The sequence below is a fragment of the Liquorilactobacillus sp. genome, from assembly GCF_047719775.1.
Taxonomy (GTDB): domain Bacteria; phylum Bacillota; class Bacilli; order Lactobacillales; family Lactobacillaceae; genus Liquorilactobacillus.
In genome coordinates, this window is record NZ_JBDNTS010000005.1 from 82,527 (window position 1) to 99,961 (window position 17,435).

21 protein-coding genes are annotated in these 17,435 nt (G+C 34.1%); 14 read left to right on the forward strand and 7 right to left on the reverse strand.

Annotation, left to right across the window (positions count from 1 at the left end; genetic code table 11):
• The first annotated feature begins 94 nt into the window (after window positions 1–94).
• From ABF682_RS04010 to ABF682_RS04020, 3 genes are all read left to right on the forward strand, one after another.
• Complete coding sequence (locus tag ABF682_RS04010) at window positions 95–1,249, forward strand: hypothetical protein (RefSeq protein ID WP_415619065.1); 1,155 nt, start codon at window positions 95–97, stop codon at window positions 1,247–1,249.
• A 277-nt stretch (window positions 1,250–1,526) separates the two neighbouring features.
• Window positions 1,527–2,024: an RNA polymerase sigma factor gene (locus ABF682_RS04015; protein WP_415619066.1), complete on the forward strand. Its 498-nt coding sequence runs from the start codon at window positions 1,527–1,529 to the stop codon at window positions 2,022–2,024.
• Window positions 2,008–2,907 (forward strand): zf-HC2 domain-containing protein, encoded by a 900-nt coding sequence (locus ABF682_RS04020; protein ID WP_415619067.1) that lies wholly within the window; start codon window positions 2,008–2,010, stop codon window positions 2,905–2,907. Before ABF682_RS04015 ends, ABF682_RS04020 begins: the two co-directional genes overlap by 17 nt.
• Window positions 2,908–3,068: 161 nt before the next feature.
• On the opposite strand, the gene ABF682_RS04025 is transcribed toward ABF682_RS04020, so the two are convergent.
• Window positions 3,069–3,995 carry a LysR family transcriptional regulator gene (locus ABF682_RS04025; RefSeq protein WP_415619068.1) on the reverse strand — a complete coding sequence of 309 codons (927 nt, stop codon included), beginning with the start codon at window positions 3,993–3,995 and terminating at the stop codon, window positions 3,069–3,071.
• A gap of 118 nt (window positions 3,996–4,113) precedes the next feature.
• Here ABF682_RS04025 and ABF682_RS04030 point away from each other — a divergent pair, with 118 nt between their 5' ends.
• The 4 genes from ABF682_RS04030 to ABF682_RS04045 all read left to right on the forward strand — a co-directional run bounded on the left by ABF682_RS04030 (window position 4,114) and on the right by ABF682_RS04045 (window position 7,141).
• Window positions 4,114–5,277, forward strand: coding sequence for a cobalamin-independent methionine synthase II family protein (locus tag ABF682_RS04030; protein WP_415619069.1), 1,164 nt, complete (start codon window positions 4,114–4,116; stop codon window positions 5,275–5,277).
• Window positions 5,278–5,387: 110 nt separating this feature from the next.
• Window positions 5,388–5,918, forward strand: a complete 531-nt coding sequence (locus ABF682_RS04035; protein ID WP_415619070.1) for a topology modulation protein — start codon at window positions 5,388–5,390, stop codon at window positions 5,916–5,918.
• A 25-nt stretch (window positions 5,919–5,943) separates the two neighbouring features.
• Complete coding sequence (locus tag ABF682_RS04040; protein ID WP_415619071.1) at window positions 5,944–6,225, forward strand: HIT family protein; 282 nt, start codon at window positions 5,944–5,946, stop codon at window positions 6,223–6,225.
• A gap of 262 nt (window positions 6,226–6,487) precedes the next feature.
• Complete coding sequence (locus tag ABF682_RS04045; RefSeq protein WP_415619072.1) at window positions 6,488–7,141, forward strand: type 1 glutamine amidotransferase; 654 nt, start codon at window positions 6,488–6,490, stop codon at window positions 7,139–7,141.
• A gap of 88 nt (window positions 7,142–7,229) precedes the next feature.
• On the opposite strand, the gene ABF682_RS04050 is transcribed toward ABF682_RS04045, so the two are convergent.
• Window positions 7,230–8,003 carry a hypothetical protein gene (locus tag ABF682_RS04050; protein ID WP_415619073.1) on the reverse strand — a complete coding sequence of 258 codons (774 nt, stop codon included), beginning with the start codon at window positions 8,001–8,003 and terminating at the stop codon, window positions 7,230–7,232.
• Between the two features lie 262 nt (window positions 8,004–8,265).
• On the opposite strand from ABF682_RS04050, the gene ABF682_RS04055 reads away from it, so the two are divergent.
• From ABF682_RS04055 to ABF682_RS04065, 3 genes are all read left to right on the forward strand, one after another.
• Window positions 8,266–8,571, forward strand: coding sequence for a hypothetical protein (locus ABF682_RS04055; protein WP_415619074.1), 306 nt, complete (start codon window positions 8,266–8,268; stop codon window positions 8,569–8,571).
• 49 nt (window positions 8,572–8,620) lie between these two features.
• Complete coding sequence (locus tag ABF682_RS04060; RefSeq protein WP_415619075.1) at window positions 8,621–8,869, forward strand: LD-carboxypeptidase; 249 nt, start codon at window positions 8,621–8,623, stop codon at window positions 8,867–8,869.
• Between the two features lie 124 nt (window positions 8,870–8,993).
• Window positions 8,994–9,158: a hypothetical protein gene (locus ABF682_RS04065; RefSeq protein ID WP_415619076.1), complete on the forward strand. Its 165-nt coding sequence runs from the start codon at window positions 8,994–8,996 to the stop codon at window positions 9,156–9,158.
• A 211-nt stretch (window positions 9,159–9,369) separates the two neighbouring features.
• On the opposite strand, the gene ABF682_RS04070 is transcribed toward ABF682_RS04065, so the two are convergent.
• The 3 genes from ABF682_RS04070 to rpmG all read right to left on the reverse strand — a co-directional run bounded on the left by ABF682_RS04070 (window position 9,370) and on the right by rpmG (window position 10,995).
• The gene (locus tag ABF682_RS04070) at window positions 9,370–10,527 is read right to left on the reverse strand and encodes a DUF998 domain-containing protein (RefSeq protein ID WP_415619077.1); all 1,158 of its coding nucleotides are present in this window, start codon (window positions 10,525–10,527) and stop codon (window positions 9,370–9,372) included.
• A 181-nt stretch (window positions 10,528–10,708) separates the two neighbouring features.
• Complete coding sequence (locus tag ABF682_RS04075) at window positions 10,709–10,831, reverse strand: putative metal homeostasis protein (protein ID WP_289979467.1); 123 nt, start codon at window positions 10,829–10,831, stop codon at window positions 10,709–10,711.
• Window positions 10,832–10,842: 11 nt separating this feature from the next.
• Window positions 10,843–10,995, reverse strand: coding sequence for a 50S ribosomal protein L33 (rpmG, locus tag ABF682_RS04080; RefSeq protein WP_289979464.1), 153 nt, complete (start codon window positions 10,993–10,995; stop codon window positions 10,843–10,845).
• A gap of 533 nt (window positions 10,996–11,528) precedes the next feature.
• Here rpmG and rhuM point away from each other — a divergent pair.
• Both rhuM and ABF682_RS04090 read left to right on the forward strand, forming a co-directional pair.
• On the forward strand, window positions 11,529–12,515 hold the full coding sequence (rhuM, locus tag ABF682_RS04085; RefSeq protein ID WP_415619078.1) for a RhuM family protein: 987 nt from the start codon (window positions 11,529–11,531) through the stop codon (window positions 12,513–12,515).
• Between the two features lie 335 nt (window positions 12,516–12,850).
• The gene (locus ABF682_RS04090) at window positions 12,851–13,516 is read left to right on the forward strand and encodes an EcsC family protein (RefSeq protein ID WP_415619105.1); all 666 of its coding nucleotides are present in this window, start codon (window positions 12,851–12,853) and stop codon (window positions 13,514–13,516) included.
• Between the two features lie 146 nt (window positions 13,517–13,662).
• On the opposite strand, the gene ABF682_RS04095 is transcribed toward ABF682_RS04090, so the two are convergent.
• Entirely contained in the window at window positions 13,663–15,294 is a 1,632-nt protein-coding gene (locus ABF682_RS04095) for a peptide ABC transporter substrate-binding protein (RefSeq protein ID WP_415619079.1), read from the reverse strand.
• Window positions 15,295–15,592: 298 nt separating this feature from the next.
• Complete coding sequence (locus tag ABF682_RS04100; protein ID WP_289979438.1) at window positions 15,593–15,724, reverse strand: hypothetical protein; 132 nt, start codon at window positions 15,722–15,724, stop codon at window positions 15,593–15,595.
• Window positions 15,725–15,975: 251 nt separating this feature from the next.
• Here ABF682_RS04100 and ABF682_RS04105 point away from each other — a divergent pair, with 251 nt between their 5' ends.
• Both ABF682_RS04105 and ABF682_RS04110 read left to right on the forward strand, forming a co-directional pair.
• Window positions 15,976–16,794: a DUF2785 domain-containing protein gene (locus tag ABF682_RS04105; protein ID WP_415619080.1), complete on the forward strand. Its 819-nt coding sequence runs from the start codon at window positions 15,976–15,978 to the stop codon at window positions 16,792–16,794.
• A 34-nt stretch (window positions 16,795–16,828) separates the two neighbouring features.
• The gene (locus tag ABF682_RS04110) at window positions 16,829–17,377 is read left to right on the forward strand and encodes a TetR/AcrR family transcriptional regulator (RefSeq protein ID WP_289979433.1); all 549 of its coding nucleotides are present in this window, start codon (window positions 16,829–16,831) and stop codon (window positions 17,375–17,377) included.
• Window positions 17,378–17,435: the final 58 nt, after the last annotated feature.

Sequence of the window (17,435 nt, forward strand, 5' to 3'; positions counted from 1 at the left end):
AGATAGTTGTATAATAGTACGCAAGGAAACTAGTGTTGATAATAGTTAATTTTTAGGAACTATGTGAACTGATTAAGGTCGGAGGGATCAGCTGTTGTTTAAAAAAATTGGAATAGGAATCCTTATAATTACTAGTGTAATTTTTATATACTTGAATCTAAGCAAGAAGACAACGATAACTGTTAACTTTGTAGATGAGAACGGAACAAAATTGTTAGTAAATGCAAGAAAGTATTATGGTGTTCCGTATACATTATTGAGCAGTAAACAACTTGAAGAAAAGGTTCCAGGTTATAAATCAACTAGGTCTTTTATATTTTTCAATAATAAAAATCGAAAAATGACGTTGAAATTCAAATCAAAAAATTATAAGCAGGAGATCAACAATTTTAATAAAGCAAAATATGTTGCAGCAGCCTTTCAACCAATGACAGTTACAGCCAAGAATGGATTTCAAGGTGATCCCTATAATACTGCCCGAACCTACGATGGAAAGGCAACAGGAAAGGACAGCCTGAGGCTAATTTATTCGAAGGATGGAATTAAGTGGAAGAAATTACATGTTAGCTATCCGCGATTAAATGTCCGTGATCCAAGTATTGTTAAGATAGATAGCTATTGGTATATTGTCTATACTAAAGGAATAGTGCGGACTAAAAATTTTAAGCATTGGGAAAAAATAAAATGGCCGCATTCAAAAATTTTTGTTAATCACTTTGAGTGGGCTCCCGAATTTTTTAAAGATGCTAAAGGAAGATATCATATAATTATGGCCGGCAGGTCCACAGCCACCGGCAATTTTCAGCTTTATGTATCTGATTTTAATAAAAAAACAGGTCATATTCTAAATAATTGGCAAAGTATAACTGGGAATAATCTGCCTAATAACATGATTGATGGAAATCTGACATATCATGATGGAAAATATATTCTCTTTTATAAGAATGAAGATGTTACGACAAATAAATTAACAAGGGCCACTTCTAATAATTATTTGGGACCATATAAATCAGAGACACTAAATGTGAATTTAACAGGGTATGATGGCTCTGAAGGACTAGAAGCAATTTTTAGTGGCAATACTACAAGGCTTTATGTGGATACCTATAAATTTACTAAAAATGGACAGACTATCTATAACGGCATTCACTATACGAAGGAAATAGGACAAGACAATACATGGACCAAATTAAAGCCAATAAAGGCACCGTTTATTGTGCGCCATTTTGGAATCTTAAGAATTAAGTAGGAATGAGAGTGTACTATAAGTCGGGAAAATTCGAGGTTAGACAGAGAGATTTGACTTATGAAACATGTTTATCCTGGATAAATGGAGAGAGTGGATCAAAATTTAACTTTTGACTCAGCCCCTAGGAATAATAAACTTGGTGATTTAGAGGCAACAATAGAATTACACAAGATAGCGCACTGACTTGTTATTTGTAAACAGGTCGATGTACTATTTTTTTAACAATACTTGTAAGACTTTGTACACAAAAGCGTCTTATTAGATAGGAGGTGAAAAGGTGGCACAACTGGAAGAGTTATATAATATGTATTTTAAAGATGTCTATCATTTTATTTATAGTATTGCGAATGACAAAAATATTGCAGAAGATATCACCGCGGAGACATTTTTAAAGGCGTTGAAGTCCATTCAAAGTTTCAAGGGAAAGAGTGATATTAAAACTTGGCTATTTCAAATTGCTAAAAATTCATATTACTCTTATTTAAGAAAAAATAAGACTGCAGTCAGTTACGATTCCATGCCTGAAGAAAAAAGTGGGATTGATATAGGGGAAAAACTAATCTCAGATGAAGAAGCAATGGAGGTACAAGAAATTATTCATAATTTACCAGAACCATATAAAGAAGTGGTTTCTTTGCGAATTTTTGGAGAATTGACTTTTAAACAAATCGGAAGTTTGTTTGGAAAAAATGATAACTGGGCATGTGTCACTTTTTATAGAGCGAAAGAAAAAATAAAGAAAATAATGGAGGCAAAGGATGAAAGTAACATGTGATGTCATAAGAGATTTGATTCCACTATATGTTGAAAATATGTTGAGTGATGATTCGAGGAAACTAGTAGAAGAACACCTTGCGAATTGTCCGGATTGTAAGCAACTTTTAAAGAGTGAAGAATACCATGTGTTTGTTGCCGATACAGATGAGGAGAAACGACCACTAGTAAAAATAAGGAAAATGCTTCAAAAAAAGAGATTACTTGCAATTATAATTTCATTTTTAGTGGCTACAGTATTTATGACCTTAATATTTGCTTATCTAATGGCTCCTGAATATTTAAAGAATGGTCAGGAAAATGTAACTGTTGAGAAAATTAACGATGGTAAATTACTTTTGAATTTTGGCAAGAAAGTCAATGGTTACGAAATTATTAAGACTGGAGGGAATCAAAAATCTGGTTATATCTATAGCCTTACTACATGGAGAACTATTTGGGATAGTAAAATAAGAAAACAAAAAGCAGGTAATGTAATTTTGAATGCAAAAGGAGAAAATGTTAAGTCGATTTATTATTACCACGAAGATGGATCTGAGGATAAGTTAATTTATGGTAAAGAACTATATAAAAATGGCGGGAGTGTCACATTACCAAGGCTCTTTTTAATGTATTACCTGTTGGTTGCAATAGGGTTAACAATTATTGGAAGTATTTTATTATTCGTTTTTCGTAAAAGGGATAATCTATTTAAGAAAGTATTATATATCTGGTTCATACCACTTTGCTATATTGCAGCAGATCTTATGATAAATGGATTAACACAAGCGTCTTATTCAGCAGAAAAAAACTTCTTAGCGATTTTATTAGTGATGATGATACTGTATCTTATCATCTTAGCTAGTATCAAGCTTTTTCAAGAACACAAAATAAATCATCACTAATGTTCTTGAATAGGTTAATGGAATTTGCTTTGGACCTTTCTAGCTATTTCAGATAAATATGTTTCATGAGTCAAATTACTTCGTTTAACTTCAAATTAAAACACATACAATGTTCGTAATTTTGAGTTAATACTCAAATTTTTCCAACTTATGGCTATTCTCTATTCTCCAATAATTTCAAAACCATATCCGCGAATATGCTGTTTTAATAAATCTAAATAATCTTTAGCTGTATCACTGAGTTCAATTTTTTTGTTTTTAAGATATCCAAGAGTCATTCTGTCGGGTACATCTAGCGGAATTGCGACAATCTTTTCATCATTGAGCTCACTACTGATGATTCCGGAACTGATTGTATATCCGTTGAGTCCAACCATCAGATTAAAAATCGTTGCACGATCACTGATTTGAATCCATTTTCTATGCTGCAATGTGCTAAGAATTTCTTCGGAGAAATAAAATGAGTTGGTATCACCTTGCTCATAGGAAAGATACGTGTAGTCTTCAAGATCAGTAAGTGTGATTCTTTTTTTATTAGTTAACGGATTGTCGCGTCCAACGAATACATGGGGATGAGCAATGAATAATGGAATAAATTCAAGACTTTTTTCAGAAATTAGTCGCATTAGAACTGTCTTGTTGAAATTATTCAGATAGATTACACCAAGCTCGCTTCTGAAAGTTTGAATATCATTTAAAACATTCTCTGTTTGTGTTTCGCGAAGTGTAAAGTTATACTCATCTTCTCCAAGCTTTTTAACTAGTTCAACAAATGCATGCACAACAAATGCATAGTGCTGACCAGAAACACTGAAGACTTGTTTACGAACGGCTTCCTTACCAAAACGTTCATTTAGTAAGTTGACCTGATCTAAGACACTGCGTGAATAGTTGATGAATTCGCGCCCTTCAGCAGTCAATGTGATGCCCAGCTTACTACGATAAAAAAGTTGAATTTTATATTCTTTTTCGAGTTCCTTCATTGCTTGTGAGAGTGAAGGCTGGCTGATGAAGAGCAGTTTAGCTGCCTCATTCATTGATCCTGTCTCAGCAATTTTCTCAAGATAATGTAGTTGTTGGATTCTCATGGAGTTCCTCCTCTATTATAGGTAATACCTATTATATCATTAAATAAACAAGTATTATCTAACACTGAATATCTTTGTTACACTGTACTCAACAGAAAGAAAGCAGGAGGAATAAAAAATGACAGTTGATAAGTTTCAATTAGTTGGTTCATTACTACGAACACCAGAGTTGCTTGAATATAAGAATAAAATTGAACATCGGGATGATATAAAGTATCCATTTTATAATGATTTCCCAGGTTATAAGGAAACAGAGTCTAAGGCAATCAGCAAAATTATCCAGTCTCAAATTGAACATAATTTGAGTGTGATCACCGATGGAGAATATTCAAAATCAATGTGGCATCTTGACTTTCTGTGGGGATTCAAGGGGATTGAACGATATATTGCTGACCATGGTTACACGTTTAAGGATCATGATGACAGTATTTTTGAGACCCGTAAAGACATTGGCATCAAGATTACTGGACCTTTATCTGGTAAAAATCATCATTTTATTGATATTTTCAAAGAAATCAAGGGACAAGCACAGGGAAGAACAGTTAAGACTACTGTCTGGGGAGCAGCACATGCAGTTACTGAATTAACAGTCTTTGATGGGCTCTTTGGGGAGAACCAAGTTTATAAAACAAAAGATGAGTTAAAAGATGGGGTAATTAAGGCCTACAAGGAATTTCTAGCTGATTATAAAGAGGCTGGAGGAGAGATTGTCCAATTTGATGATTGCTTGTGGGAACTTTTTGCTGATGATAATGAAAGTAGTTTTTTCACTGATGGGACACAAGGATTAGAGGACTTAGCAGACGAATTTGTTGCAATCAATAATGCGGTTGTTGATTACGGTCACAAGTTAGGCTTGAAAATCTGGACACATAATTGTCGTGGTAACTATGAGAGTCGCCATGCTGCGGGTGGTTCCTATAAGGCGATTGCTGAGAAGTTCTTACGTGATCAACATTATGACCGTTTCTTCTTAGAATGGGATGATGATCGTGCAGGGGATATTTCAGCACTTGAAGTCTTGCGTAACAAACCGAATGTTGAGGTCGTTTTAGGATTACTTTCAAGTAAAACTAATACGTTGGATGACGAGAAGCGTGTCTACCGTTTATTGGATAAAGCTAGTCAAATTATCCCTAAGGAGCGTCTATTTATTTCACATCAATGTGGTTTTGCATCATGCGACTCAGGTAATGAGCTGACGATTTCACAACAATGGGCCAAGATTACACAAGGTCAAGAAATTGCTAAGAATTTTTGGAGTACAGTAGCGGTCGATTAAACGTAATAAAAAGGGCAGGAACTCAACCAATTTTTGGAGGGTTCTTGTTTTTTGTTGTAGATAAAGAAATAGATTATAATATAAAAATATACATGCGAAAGGAGGAACTGATGAAAATAATAATTATTGGAAATTGCGGCAGTGGTAAGTCCACCTTGGCTAAGCAGATTGCGACACAGCTGGATTATCCATTATTGCAGCTTGATAGTTTATGGCATCAAACAAATTACTCAGCTGATGCGAAAAAATGGTTTATCCAAAAACAAATTAATTTTATGCAACAAAATAATTGGATTATAGAGGGAAATTATCAATCAACAATGAATTTGCGCCTTCGACAAGCAGACACCATTGTATGGTTGAAGATAAATAAGTTTAGAGCTATCTGGCGAATTATCAAACGTTCAATATTATTTAGGATAAATAATAAAACGCGGCCAGAAATGCCAAACCAATTCAGTGAACATTTTGATTACGAATATTGGAAGTTCTTGAAGTTTGTCCTCTCCTATGATGAGAAAAAGATTTTTGAATTAATTAAAGCTAATAGAACCAATCAAAGCGACCTAGTGATCGTTAAAAAGCAAGCAGATAAGGAAAAAATTGTGAATTTAATAAAAATTGAGGATGAAGTCGTCTGAATATCATAGGGAGATGAAGAAAAAAATGAGAAGTTTATCTTGTGTTTTTTGCCAGTGGGAACAGCTAGCAATTATTTTAGAAAATGATTTGGCGGTTGGATTCAAGGATACCCACCCCGTAAGTAAGGGACACCTTTTAATTATTCCTAAGCAACATCGGACAAACTATTTTGATTTAAGTGAAGCAGAATTATTGGCAATAAATAAGTTAATACATAGCGGGAAAGAATTATTGGATCATCAATTTGCGCCTGATGGTTACAACATCGGTGTTAATGTTGGTAAGTATGGAGGTCAGGGAGTGTGATATAAGTTGGGAAAATTTGAGTACTAACTCGAAATTACGAACATAGCGAGTACTTTGCTATGAGTAATTCGAAGTTAGACGGAGGATTTTGACTTATGGAACACGTTTATATGGAATAAATAGAGGTTACATCAAACTTTAACTTTTGGCTTAGCCCCGGTATATTGGAGATGATCTTCATCCTGCTGGGGGGATTAGAAAGCTATTGCCAAAAGGGCAAGAAAAATAATGTGGTTAGTAAGACCAGAAAGGAGAATTAACTGTGGGAAAATATATTTTACAGCATGTTCCATTTGAAAAGCCGGGTATTTTAGAGCAACTAAATGCAAAAATAATTAAGATGTACGAGGGAGACTATTCGCTTCCGAAGGCGGCAGATGTTGAACTATTGATTATTTTAGGTGGACCGATGGGAGTCCATGATAACTATGACTGGCTTATTGCCGAGAAAAAGTTAATTGCGGAAGTTATTGTTTTGCAAAAGCCAATCTTAGGGATTTGTTTAGGTGCACAACTAATTGCACAGGTCCTAAGAGCGAATGTGTACCCAAATAAAAATGGAAAAGAAGTTGGGTTTAAAGAAGTTAAGAAACAAGTGAATGATTATTCTTTTTTACCAACGGAACTGGAAGTGCTTCATTGGCATGGTGATACTTTTGATTTACCAGATAAGGCGATCAGATTATACAGTTCGGATGCTTGTCCAAATCAAGCATTCGTTTATCAGGAAAAAGTAATCGGATTACAATTTCATATGGAGACCACAGCAGCCACATTAAATGGTCTAGTTGAGTCAGATAGTCGATATATCAAAGGTAATATATTTGGCTATTCCAAGGAGGAAATCTTAAAGACTAAGATTGCAGCCCAAAATGAGTCAGTTCTGCTGAAAATGATTGAGTACATTATGAAATAAAGTGGAGGTTTTGCTGTATTTCATGTAGTTACATAGATCAAAATGATACTGTTGAGCTAAATTTTAATAAATGAATTGAAATAATTGGTTAATTTGTAGTTGCGAAAATTGTTGAGTAACTAGAAGAACTGCTTGAACCGGAAGTACTATTCTCAGAAAATGCATTATAAGCAGGACTCATATTGTAGGTTTTACCATCATTATCAGAGGTTGCCAAACTTAGGCGATTTGTCGAGTCGTCAGTAGTATCCTCAAGGCTGGAACCTGTTTGCCAGTTTTTTGTAATCCTTTTATTTGCAGGTACTAAAAGAATACTCAAATAACTGGGAATACTTTGTAAAGCTGTGCTGTGAACGTTAATTACTAGGCTATCGTCGGGATGCAGGATAACTTGTTTGAAGTAATAAACTTGTGTTTGATTCGTGTCATCTGTAGTTAGTGTTCCTTTTTTAAAATCTAAAGTATATGAATTAGCATAACCTATGTATTTTCCAGAATATTTATTATAGTGTGAATAATTAGTAATGGTTGTTGATTGTGTGACTGAGTTGACCGAACTAGCCTCGCTTTTTGAGGCTTTGGACATGCTGCTTGAACTGCTATCTTGAGTGGTTGTCTGCGATGAATTTGCAGCATAATTATTTGAGTTACGTGTAATTTGTTTTTGCGACTCGTTAAAAATTAAGATTCCTGCAAAAATAAAAATAATTCCAAGTGCAATTTCGATAATAAACGTGCGTTGTCGGATAGACCTAACTCTGAGGTAATCTTCACGCCACGCAGGATCAGTTCGGCGTTCTTTGTAAAATGTATATGTATGCTGTGAACGTGTACGTTTACTAGGATAAGTTTTAGGTTTCATAATGTTTAATATTGTCTCCTTATAGGGCGAAGAGATACTTGTTAGTTGCACAAGTTAAAATATTTGTCAGTATTTTTAAACCAACTTGGTCATTACTTAAAGAATTTCGCCATGTATAATATTATTCTAATATATAATAGTAGTTATGAATAGAGATATGCAAGAATTTGGAAACTAATGAATTCAGAGTCAGTATTTTCTGTAGTAAATATTCAACAAATTGAGAAAAAATGTCAGATATAAATACAGGAGGGTCTAGTAAATGACTGATATTATATACATAGTTAAAGATTCAGATCATGGCAAAGAAGTGGAAATGTTTAATTATTTAAATGAACACAAGAAAAGTTTGGGAAAGCGAAATAGCAATCGAAATCTTTTCTTATATAAAGTTTCAAAAAAAGGAGTAATTGAGCCCACAAATCCAAAGATTCAAAAAATAGTTGATTTATTAGGCACTAAAATACTACCGCTTGCATTAACTATAAAACAAGGCAGTTTGTTCAATAATGACGAACTGGCAGCAATGTTTGATGGTGTCTCTCTTCAGCAGTCTGAAGAAAATTAGTTTAGTTGTCGGATTGATTTAGCCAATCTAATTTTAAGGAGGTAATGGGATGAATATCGGTTTTTATACAAGTTCCACACCAATAACTGTTTTGTCACCTAAAAGATTTGAACGTGCTCAAAAATTTTTGAAAGAAAATGGCGTTAAATTGATACCAGGTAGTCTCACAGGAAAGATAGATGGATATCGTTCTGGCAGTATTATTGAGCGTGCACAAGAAATTAATGAACTGATTCATAATCCTGAAGTTGAGATTATCATGGCAACAATTGGGGGAACAAACACCAATTATTTATGATTACGATAGTTCACATACTGTTCCAATGATGACCACGCCACTGGGGACACATGTGAGAATTGATGCAGAAACAATGAGTGTGGAATTTATAAACTATTAAAATTAGCAATAAAGGAGAGTTTTGATGACTGAAAAGATTTTTAAAACAGCAACCTACGGAACTAATCAACTAAAATTAATAACTGGGAAAGGCCCGCTTATGTCAAAGACAGTAGATGTAATGGCAAAAGTTGATGTTGATACCGGTGAAGTTAAATTTTTTATTGACCCTAAGGATTTGCAAAGATAGAGGAATAAGTAAATTATAAAATAGGACGGATATAATCAGTCAAGTTCAGATATAAAAGTGGGATTACGAAGATAGCAGTTTACTTTGTTATGAATAACACAAAATTAGACGGGAAGTTTTGATGTAAAAGGTACATTCATATGTAATAAAGGGGTTATGCCATATAGATATTTTGGCACAACCCCATTTTTGACTATTAAGTTAAAAGTATTTATTCAAGACGAATATAACTCTGAGTGTCATCATCTATCAGACCTTCAATATAGTTGAATACCAATAATAGCCAGCCAAACGCAAGCATGAAAGAAATAATTTCAAATGCAGTTAGAGAAAAATATCCGACAATCCGAAATAGAAATTCCGAGATTACTAAGGATACACCAACGGCATATGAGAGGAGCATAAACTCTCTCGTTATTTCAGGTAATAGCCAGCGTATGCCAATGATTAAGGCTAGTACGAAGTAAATTAAGAAAAGTGCTACATGATCGTGCAGTATATGGAAAGAGGCATCATTAGGAAAGACTCCAACTAGCCCGAGATTAATGGCAACCATTGTCAATAAGATACGTAAGAGCCAGAGCTTCCAAGTGTGAGCATAGGTATTATGTAAGCTTACAAATAAATAATCAATCAGTGCCAGCATCAAGAGTGCAGAAAGGATAAGAGTTGCATTAAATTGCCATCCACTTGAAGCTTTGTTAGTCCCCAAAAAGCTGAGATTATGCTGCCACCAGTAACGGCTATTATTGACGGCCATTGAGGTTACGACCCCAATTATGATTACAAGTGTTAAGACCGTCGAGAGTAAATTGCCATTAATGATCAATGCAAAGTGAATCATGCCAAGATTGATGAGGGTGCAGAATACAAAAAGGATAATACTGGCAGTAAAGTTGTCAAACAGCACACCTTTGAATAAAACACCCAGCAACCACATCGCACTAACGAGACTGAGTGCAAGAATTAAGGCAAAGGAGATTACAATCACTGGAAAATTACGCCAGTAGACATTTTTTGCAAACTCGTTATGTGGATTCTTACGATCAATGATGAAGAAGAAGGTAAAGAGAATTGTGCCAATAATTGCACCTAGTATGATGATAACAGTGGCTAATGAGGAGTTGCCAACCAACTTAATAGACTGGATATTTTGGCCAATACAATAAATATAGAAGCTAAGACTTGTAAACAACGCAATAATAATTGGCCAGATAAAAGAATTCTTAGCAGTAGGCAATTGATTCTCTTGGAATTGAACAATTAACTTGTTGTTGCGAATACTGAGGATGGCTTTGTCATCAGCTTTAAGATCTAGTTTTTCGCTAATATCAGCGGGAATTAATAATTGCAGATTCTTGTTTTTCATAGTGTCCTCCAATACATAAAGTACTGGAATACATTATACCAAATTTTTAAAGAGAGTATTTAATGTATAGATAGCATGATAAACATAAGAAAAGGACTGGATCAAAGGTTAAATTCTGAACCAGTCCTTCTATGAATAAAGAATAAACGCGTTTTATAAGTTAAAACTCTCTTGACTTATGTCATACTCTCTTTATTTTATTCTTGCGAAAATCATGCAGAATCTTCAACGCTCGCTTTCTTGTCTTGATATTAGGACTTTTGAGCATCCGGTAAGCTGTGGATAAATCAGTTTTAGTTGACATAACTATCTCCTTTATTTTCTAACTTCAATAAAAAGTGCACGCTGCTTAAGGCGAGGCGAGTACTTCATGAGTTTGAGAGTTTCAGGTGTATTACGCTTATTCTTACTTGTTAGATAGAGCCGCTCTCGAGTTTCTTTACATTCTAAAATAATATTTGTACGCATTATGATCACTCCTGTTATTTTTAAATAGTAATTATTACTATTTAAAAATAACATATCATCCCATGTAAGTCAATCAAGTATAAATGATTTAGTTAGAAGAGCTAGAAGAAATTTTAAAGCTGGATTACCACAGTAAATATATTGTAGTAAAAATTCTCTATTATTTTTAAATGTAGTTTTTAAAAATCATATTTTATAATGTTGGCATTCGGGATTAGTGGCAATATAATTGTTTTATATGATAATTAGTAATTATGGAAAGAAAAAAGTGATATGAGCAAACTCATTAGTGGTTCTCCGTAGTTTAGAATAAATGGAGTACTGGATAATTCCTTGATTTTATTGCAAAAGCAAGTATTGAATATAAAATGTTGGCACACGATGAGAGTATCCAAGAATTTTCGAAGATTAGATATCGTAACGGATTACGCAAAGTAATCTATGAGTTAGCTGATGAATTGACCGAAAGTTAAGCAAAGGTAATAAGTAGTCAATGTCAATCTTGTGTAACAACTATGGTAAGGAGGGAAAATATGGCGAGTAATATAATTTTTTATAATACGGAAGATGGGAACGCTAAAATTGAACTGCATCTGCAAGATGGAACAGTGTGGCAGTCACAGTTGGAAATTGCCGAGTTGTTCCAAACAACAAAACAAAATGTGAGTAAGCATATCAAGGCGATTTTTGAGGATGGTGAACTTGATGAGAAAGCAACTGTCAACTATAAGTTGACAGTTCAAAAAGAGGGAGATAGAGAAGTTTCAAGAGAAGTCTCTTTCTATAATCTTGATATGATCCTAGCAATGGGTTATCGAGTTCGTTCAGCTCGTGGTGCTCAATTCAGAAGATACGCGTCGACTGTTTTGAAAGAGTATTTAATCACGGGGACAGCATTAGATACAGAAAAGTTAGCTAGTGATTTGACCTACTTTAAGAATTTACAAAAGCGGATTCGTGATATTCGCTCTAGTGAACGACTATTTTATCAGCAAGTCTTGGATATTTTTGCTACAAGTATCGATTATGATGGTTCAAGTAATCTTGCAAGTGAATTCTTTCAGACTGTTCAAAATAAAATGCTGTATGCAGTAACAGGACAAACAGCACCAGAGCTTATTTTTACAAGATTAGATGTAAAGAGGGATGATTTGGGACTAACTAGTTATAAAGCAAATTACCCAAGAAAGGCTGATTTGAAAATGCCGAAAAATTATTTAGATGAAAAAGAACTAAACCGACTAAATCTAATAGTTTCAGGATATCTAGATACGGCGGAATATCAAGCAGAAACGCAAACAACTATGACAATGGCTGATTGGAAGGCTGAGCTCGATCGGCATCTGAATTATCAACGTGCTGATATTTTAGAAAGCAAAGGAACAATTAGTCGAAAGAATGCGAATATCAAAGTTGATAAGGAATATGAAAAACATCATGAAAGCACAAGCGTGGATGAAGATTATTTCAAAGCCTTGTCAAGTAATATGAAGCGCTTGAAAGGAGACGAAAATGAGTGAGAAAAAACAAAAGGTTTCTAAGTTGATTTAGGCTGAAGTCTTTTTTTTCTTATCTCCTCATTATTTATTGAATGTTTGCGAATGTCCCACGCTGATAATATTATCAAATTGTTTTGAAACGTATTTTACTTTTTTTATAGAAACTCATAAAAATGATTCAAATATATTTTATTACAGTTTATAATTAACACAATAGTCAGTAACTTAATAATTTAATCTGGGGGAAAATTTTGGATAATAAAAAGGGTGGGTTTTTAAATCAAGATATACTGAGTAACGCAAAAAGTAAGTTTGCTAATAATAAATCTCAAGTTTCTGAAGTAGCACAAGCAAAAATGATGGAAACGCTTGGCTGGGCTTATGATAAAACAATTAATGGTTTGCCTGGACAAGAAAGCATTGATGATCTGGTAAATGATTATTTATCAAAATATGATAAAGAAACTGCGATTGATAAATTAATCCAGTTTCAAGTTGCTAAAGCTGCTACGTCTGGATTTGTAACAGGCTTTGGTGGAGTCATTACTTTTCCTGTGACAATTCCAGCTAATATTGCCTCGGTTATTTTATTTCAAATGCGAATGATTGCGGCAATTGCACAAATTAGAGGATATAATTTGAAGAGTGACCAAGTGCAAACCTTTGTTTACGCTACATTAGCAGGGACTTCAGTTTCTGATATAGTTAAGAAGACAGGAATTTTATTTACCAACAAATTAGCTACGGGAATGATTAAGAGAATACCAGGTACCGTATTAATAAGTATTAATCAAAAAGTTGGTTTTCGTTTGGCAACCAAATTTGGTTCAAAAGGTCTTATTAATTTAGGCAAGATGGTCCCAGTTTTGGGTGCTGTTGTTGGGGGAGCCTTTGATACAACTTCTACCTTGGCAATTGCTTCATTAGCCAAGAAGACCTTTTTAGAGGACGGCGTAGCAATTGGGGATGGAACGGTAATTGATAAGAAGACATTGGAAGTTGTTCCTGAAGAAAATAGCTAAGAATAAGTCCGAAAAGATTGTTTATTTTTGAATCAAAGAAGAATATTAAAATGATAGTTAGTTAAAAAAATACCAATCTCAAAAATTAGATTTTGTAGTCTAACTTTTAGAGTTGGTATTTTTTGCTGTAATTATTAGAGCGCTAGTTATTTAATATACGTATACTTATAATTCCACTGTGTTCCAGCAGTATTATGAATGATACCTTTAACATCAGATTTCTGCAAGTAAGATGTAACTTGTTGATAGATAGGTGTTACTCCTTGGTCCGCATTGAATATTTTAGCTGCAGCAACCAAATCGTTCCAGCGTTTATTGGTATTATTTGCATCTTCATTTTGGGCTTTCTCTATAAGTGCATCATATTGAGAGTTCGAATATCCGCCATAGTTATAAGAAGTTCCTGTTAATGGAATTTGGAGGAATGTGATAGGATCATTGAAATCACCGCCCCAGCCAGATAAGTATAGGTCAAAGTCGCCATCCTTTGCACTCTGTGAAGCATTATTGCTCGGAATACTGCGAATGGTTATTGATAAACCAGGTAAGACTTTAGCATACTGTGACTGTAAGTATTGTGAAACCACACTGCTACTGCTGTCATCGTTTGAAGATAATAAGGTTAGCTTCAGACCCTTTAGACCAGTTTCTTGCAGGCCTTTTTTCCAGTATTCTTTTGCTAATTTTTCATTGTAAGTGACAGTGTTTTTAACTGTCTGTTGTTTCGAAAAGTCTTCGTCAGTTTTTGGATCTTTCGCTAATCCAGAAGCCACAAAGCCAGTTGGAATGTAAGAACCATCACCCAATACTTTTTTGGTAAGAACTTGCCGATTGATTGCCAATGACATTGCCAAGCGGATATAACGATTGTTTAAGGCCTTACGCTTATCAGTATCTTTATCATTGAAATTGTACGCAAGATATGAGATGAAAGAGTACGGATAAGACTTAAATTGTGAAGAACTTCGGTAATTCTTAACTTGTTGGTTAGACAGAGGTGTCAGATCTAGCTTGTTTTGTTGATATAGTTCATGACCAGTTGTCGGATTTTCTACGACTGTATAATTGATTTGATGTAGCTTGACTACACTTTTATCCCAATAATGGGTGTTTTTTACGAATTTCCATTTGTTACCTGTTCCATTCCATGACTTGATAGTGAATGGACCGGAGTAGACCATGTATTGTGAACGAGTCCCATACTTGCTGCCATATTTTTCTACAACTTTTTGATTTTGTGGTCCAAATAATGGATAAGCCATTAGGACTTTGAAATAAGAAATTGCTTTGTCGAGTTTGATAACAACAGTCTGCTTGTCAGTAGCACTGATCCCAATTTGATTAGCCGATTTCTTACCCGCAATAATTGCATTGGCGTTTTTGATACCATTGAATAAATAAGAGTATGTCGATTTTGTCTTAGGATTTATCGTTCTGCGCCACGAATAAACAAAGTCTTGTGCGGTTATGCGGTCACCATTGCTCCAATATGCTTTTCTAATCTTGAATGTCCAAGTTTTACCATCTTTAGAAACACTGCTGGATTTGGCTAAACCAGCTGTTGTAGAACCATTTTTCCCCAAGCGGTAAAAGCTTTCAAAGACATTACCAGTTTGACCATAACCAGTTGATTTTGAAATATCAATCGTACTTAATGGTGCAGTAGTGCTAAGGTTTAAAACTTGTTTTTGTGTACTGCTAGTCTGTTTCCCACATGCCGTAAGTAATAAAAATAAACTAGCAAAGATTGTTGTGATAGCAATTTTTTTAGAATTCATCGATTGTTCATCCCCCATTTTTTTAATTAAATACTCCTCTTTATTGGGATCTATTTTGCCACATAGCTGTACTTCCCCTAGAACTACCACGCCAGAAAACTAACCACGCGATAATCTTATGCTGCCTAATTCTAGTCATAAAATCTCTCCTTTTTATTAATCCGTAAATTGCAAATAAAAAAGCCCCAGCAACCTAATGCAGGGACGTTCAAACGTGGTACCACCCAAAATTTACTGCGAAAGCAATAGCTTCGTAGCCTCATAAACATAATCATATTATGTTAGGGACGATATCGAGTCAAAACGTGCTGACAGCTTGCACTTCCAGCAAAACTCCAGATTCATCTTCATCAAGTTTTTGATGCTGCCCTTTCACTATTGGCAGTCGCTTTACATCTTTGGCTTGATTACTCTTTCCTTCAACGTTCATTTATTATACTTCCATTTTGATAGTATAGATGTTACTGAATTTTAAGTCAACTAGGAGATGTAAAAAGCAGAAAATTGAAATAATTTTTGTAAGCATATGCAACAGGTAAAAAATTTATGATTTCATATTAATTCAATAATATCTTTGGAATAGGCTATAATTAATACAAATACTGATTCAGATGAGATTAAGTAGTGAGATCTTTTATTGAAAAACAACAAAAATAGGACTTTAAATTGTGAGGGAATTTTTTGAAGAAAGAATTGAGAAGGCTGCTAGAATTAACGGAAGGTAACTTAAGCTTTAAGGATAAAACAGTTGTGTACATGATGAACAACCTCGGTAATGTGGATCCAGAGTTAAGGGATAATTTAATCTATAGCTTATTTGCTAGAGGCTTTGAAGAAAAAGCATTCACAGTGAGACAGCAACAAATAATTATCACTGATTTTATAAATAATTTGGAAATATTTACTGAAATTGACGGGAAGAAGGATCAGATTTTTTTACGCTCATTTAGTGCATTATTGGGCAGTATTTTACTGGATGTTGATGGAGAAACGCCTCTTTTTACCGATAAACAGCGAGAGCTTATTTTCAAAAGTGCAATTGATTACTTGAAAAAGGAAAATGATTTTCGCGGATATGTTCCTGAAAAAGGATGGGCACATGCGATTGCCCATGGGAGTGATTTTCTAGGTGCAGCAATTTCACACAAATGCTTTCATACAGAAGATATTAATTCTATTTTTGATGTAATTCGATGTATCATGAATAAGCTTACTGTACCTTTTATTGATGAAGAAGAACAGCGGGTTGCGTATGCATTTTTTCAGGGTGTTGAAGCAAAAAATATTAGTGAGCATGATTTGATAGGTTTTATTAAGAAGTATGACGATGAAATATGGCAGAGGTACATTGAAAGCAAAGGTGATTTATCTGCATTCTATTGTCTGTCGACCTGGTTTCATCTCATGCAAAATTGGTATTTTATTTTTTGGGGATATCCAAGTATTAAAGAAAGTTTAGATTTGAGAATTAGAGGGTATTTAAAGGAGATGTTTAATTAAGGATAATTCTTTATTAGTTTAAAGGGGGTTAGTGATGATGGATAAGAGAAGTGCTAAAACACAGACAAAGACTGAAAAAGCGTTGTTTGAACTGATGCAAAAAAATAATTTTTCAGATATTTCGATTACTGATATTGCATATCAAGCAGAAATATCTAGGATGGCATTTTATAGAAATTATGATAGCAAGGAAGATATTCTAAATAAATTTATTCAAAAGGAATATGATCAATTTGTTGCTGATATTTCACAGCGTAACTTGGATAGGTTGGATCAGTTGTTAGAGGTTTATTTTGGCTATTTTAGTAATAATCCGCAGGTTTTGTCAGCAATTGTGAATGCCGCAATAGAAGGATTAGCGCTGGAAAAACAAAATAAGTATTTGAATGATTTCTTTAAGCTTAAAATAAAGGATGAGCAGCCTTCACAATATGAGATTGCCTATTATTCTGGAGCTATTTTCTCAAGTTTATTGTATTGGCGGAAAACAGATTATAAACGATCTGTTAAAAAAATTGCAGCACAATTAGCAAAAAAAATTAAAAATGATCTACAGGGAAGAAACGATGAGACTGTTGTTTGAAATGGATTATGCAAATATTTATTCCGTATAAACGTGTTTCATAAGTCAAAACTTTCCG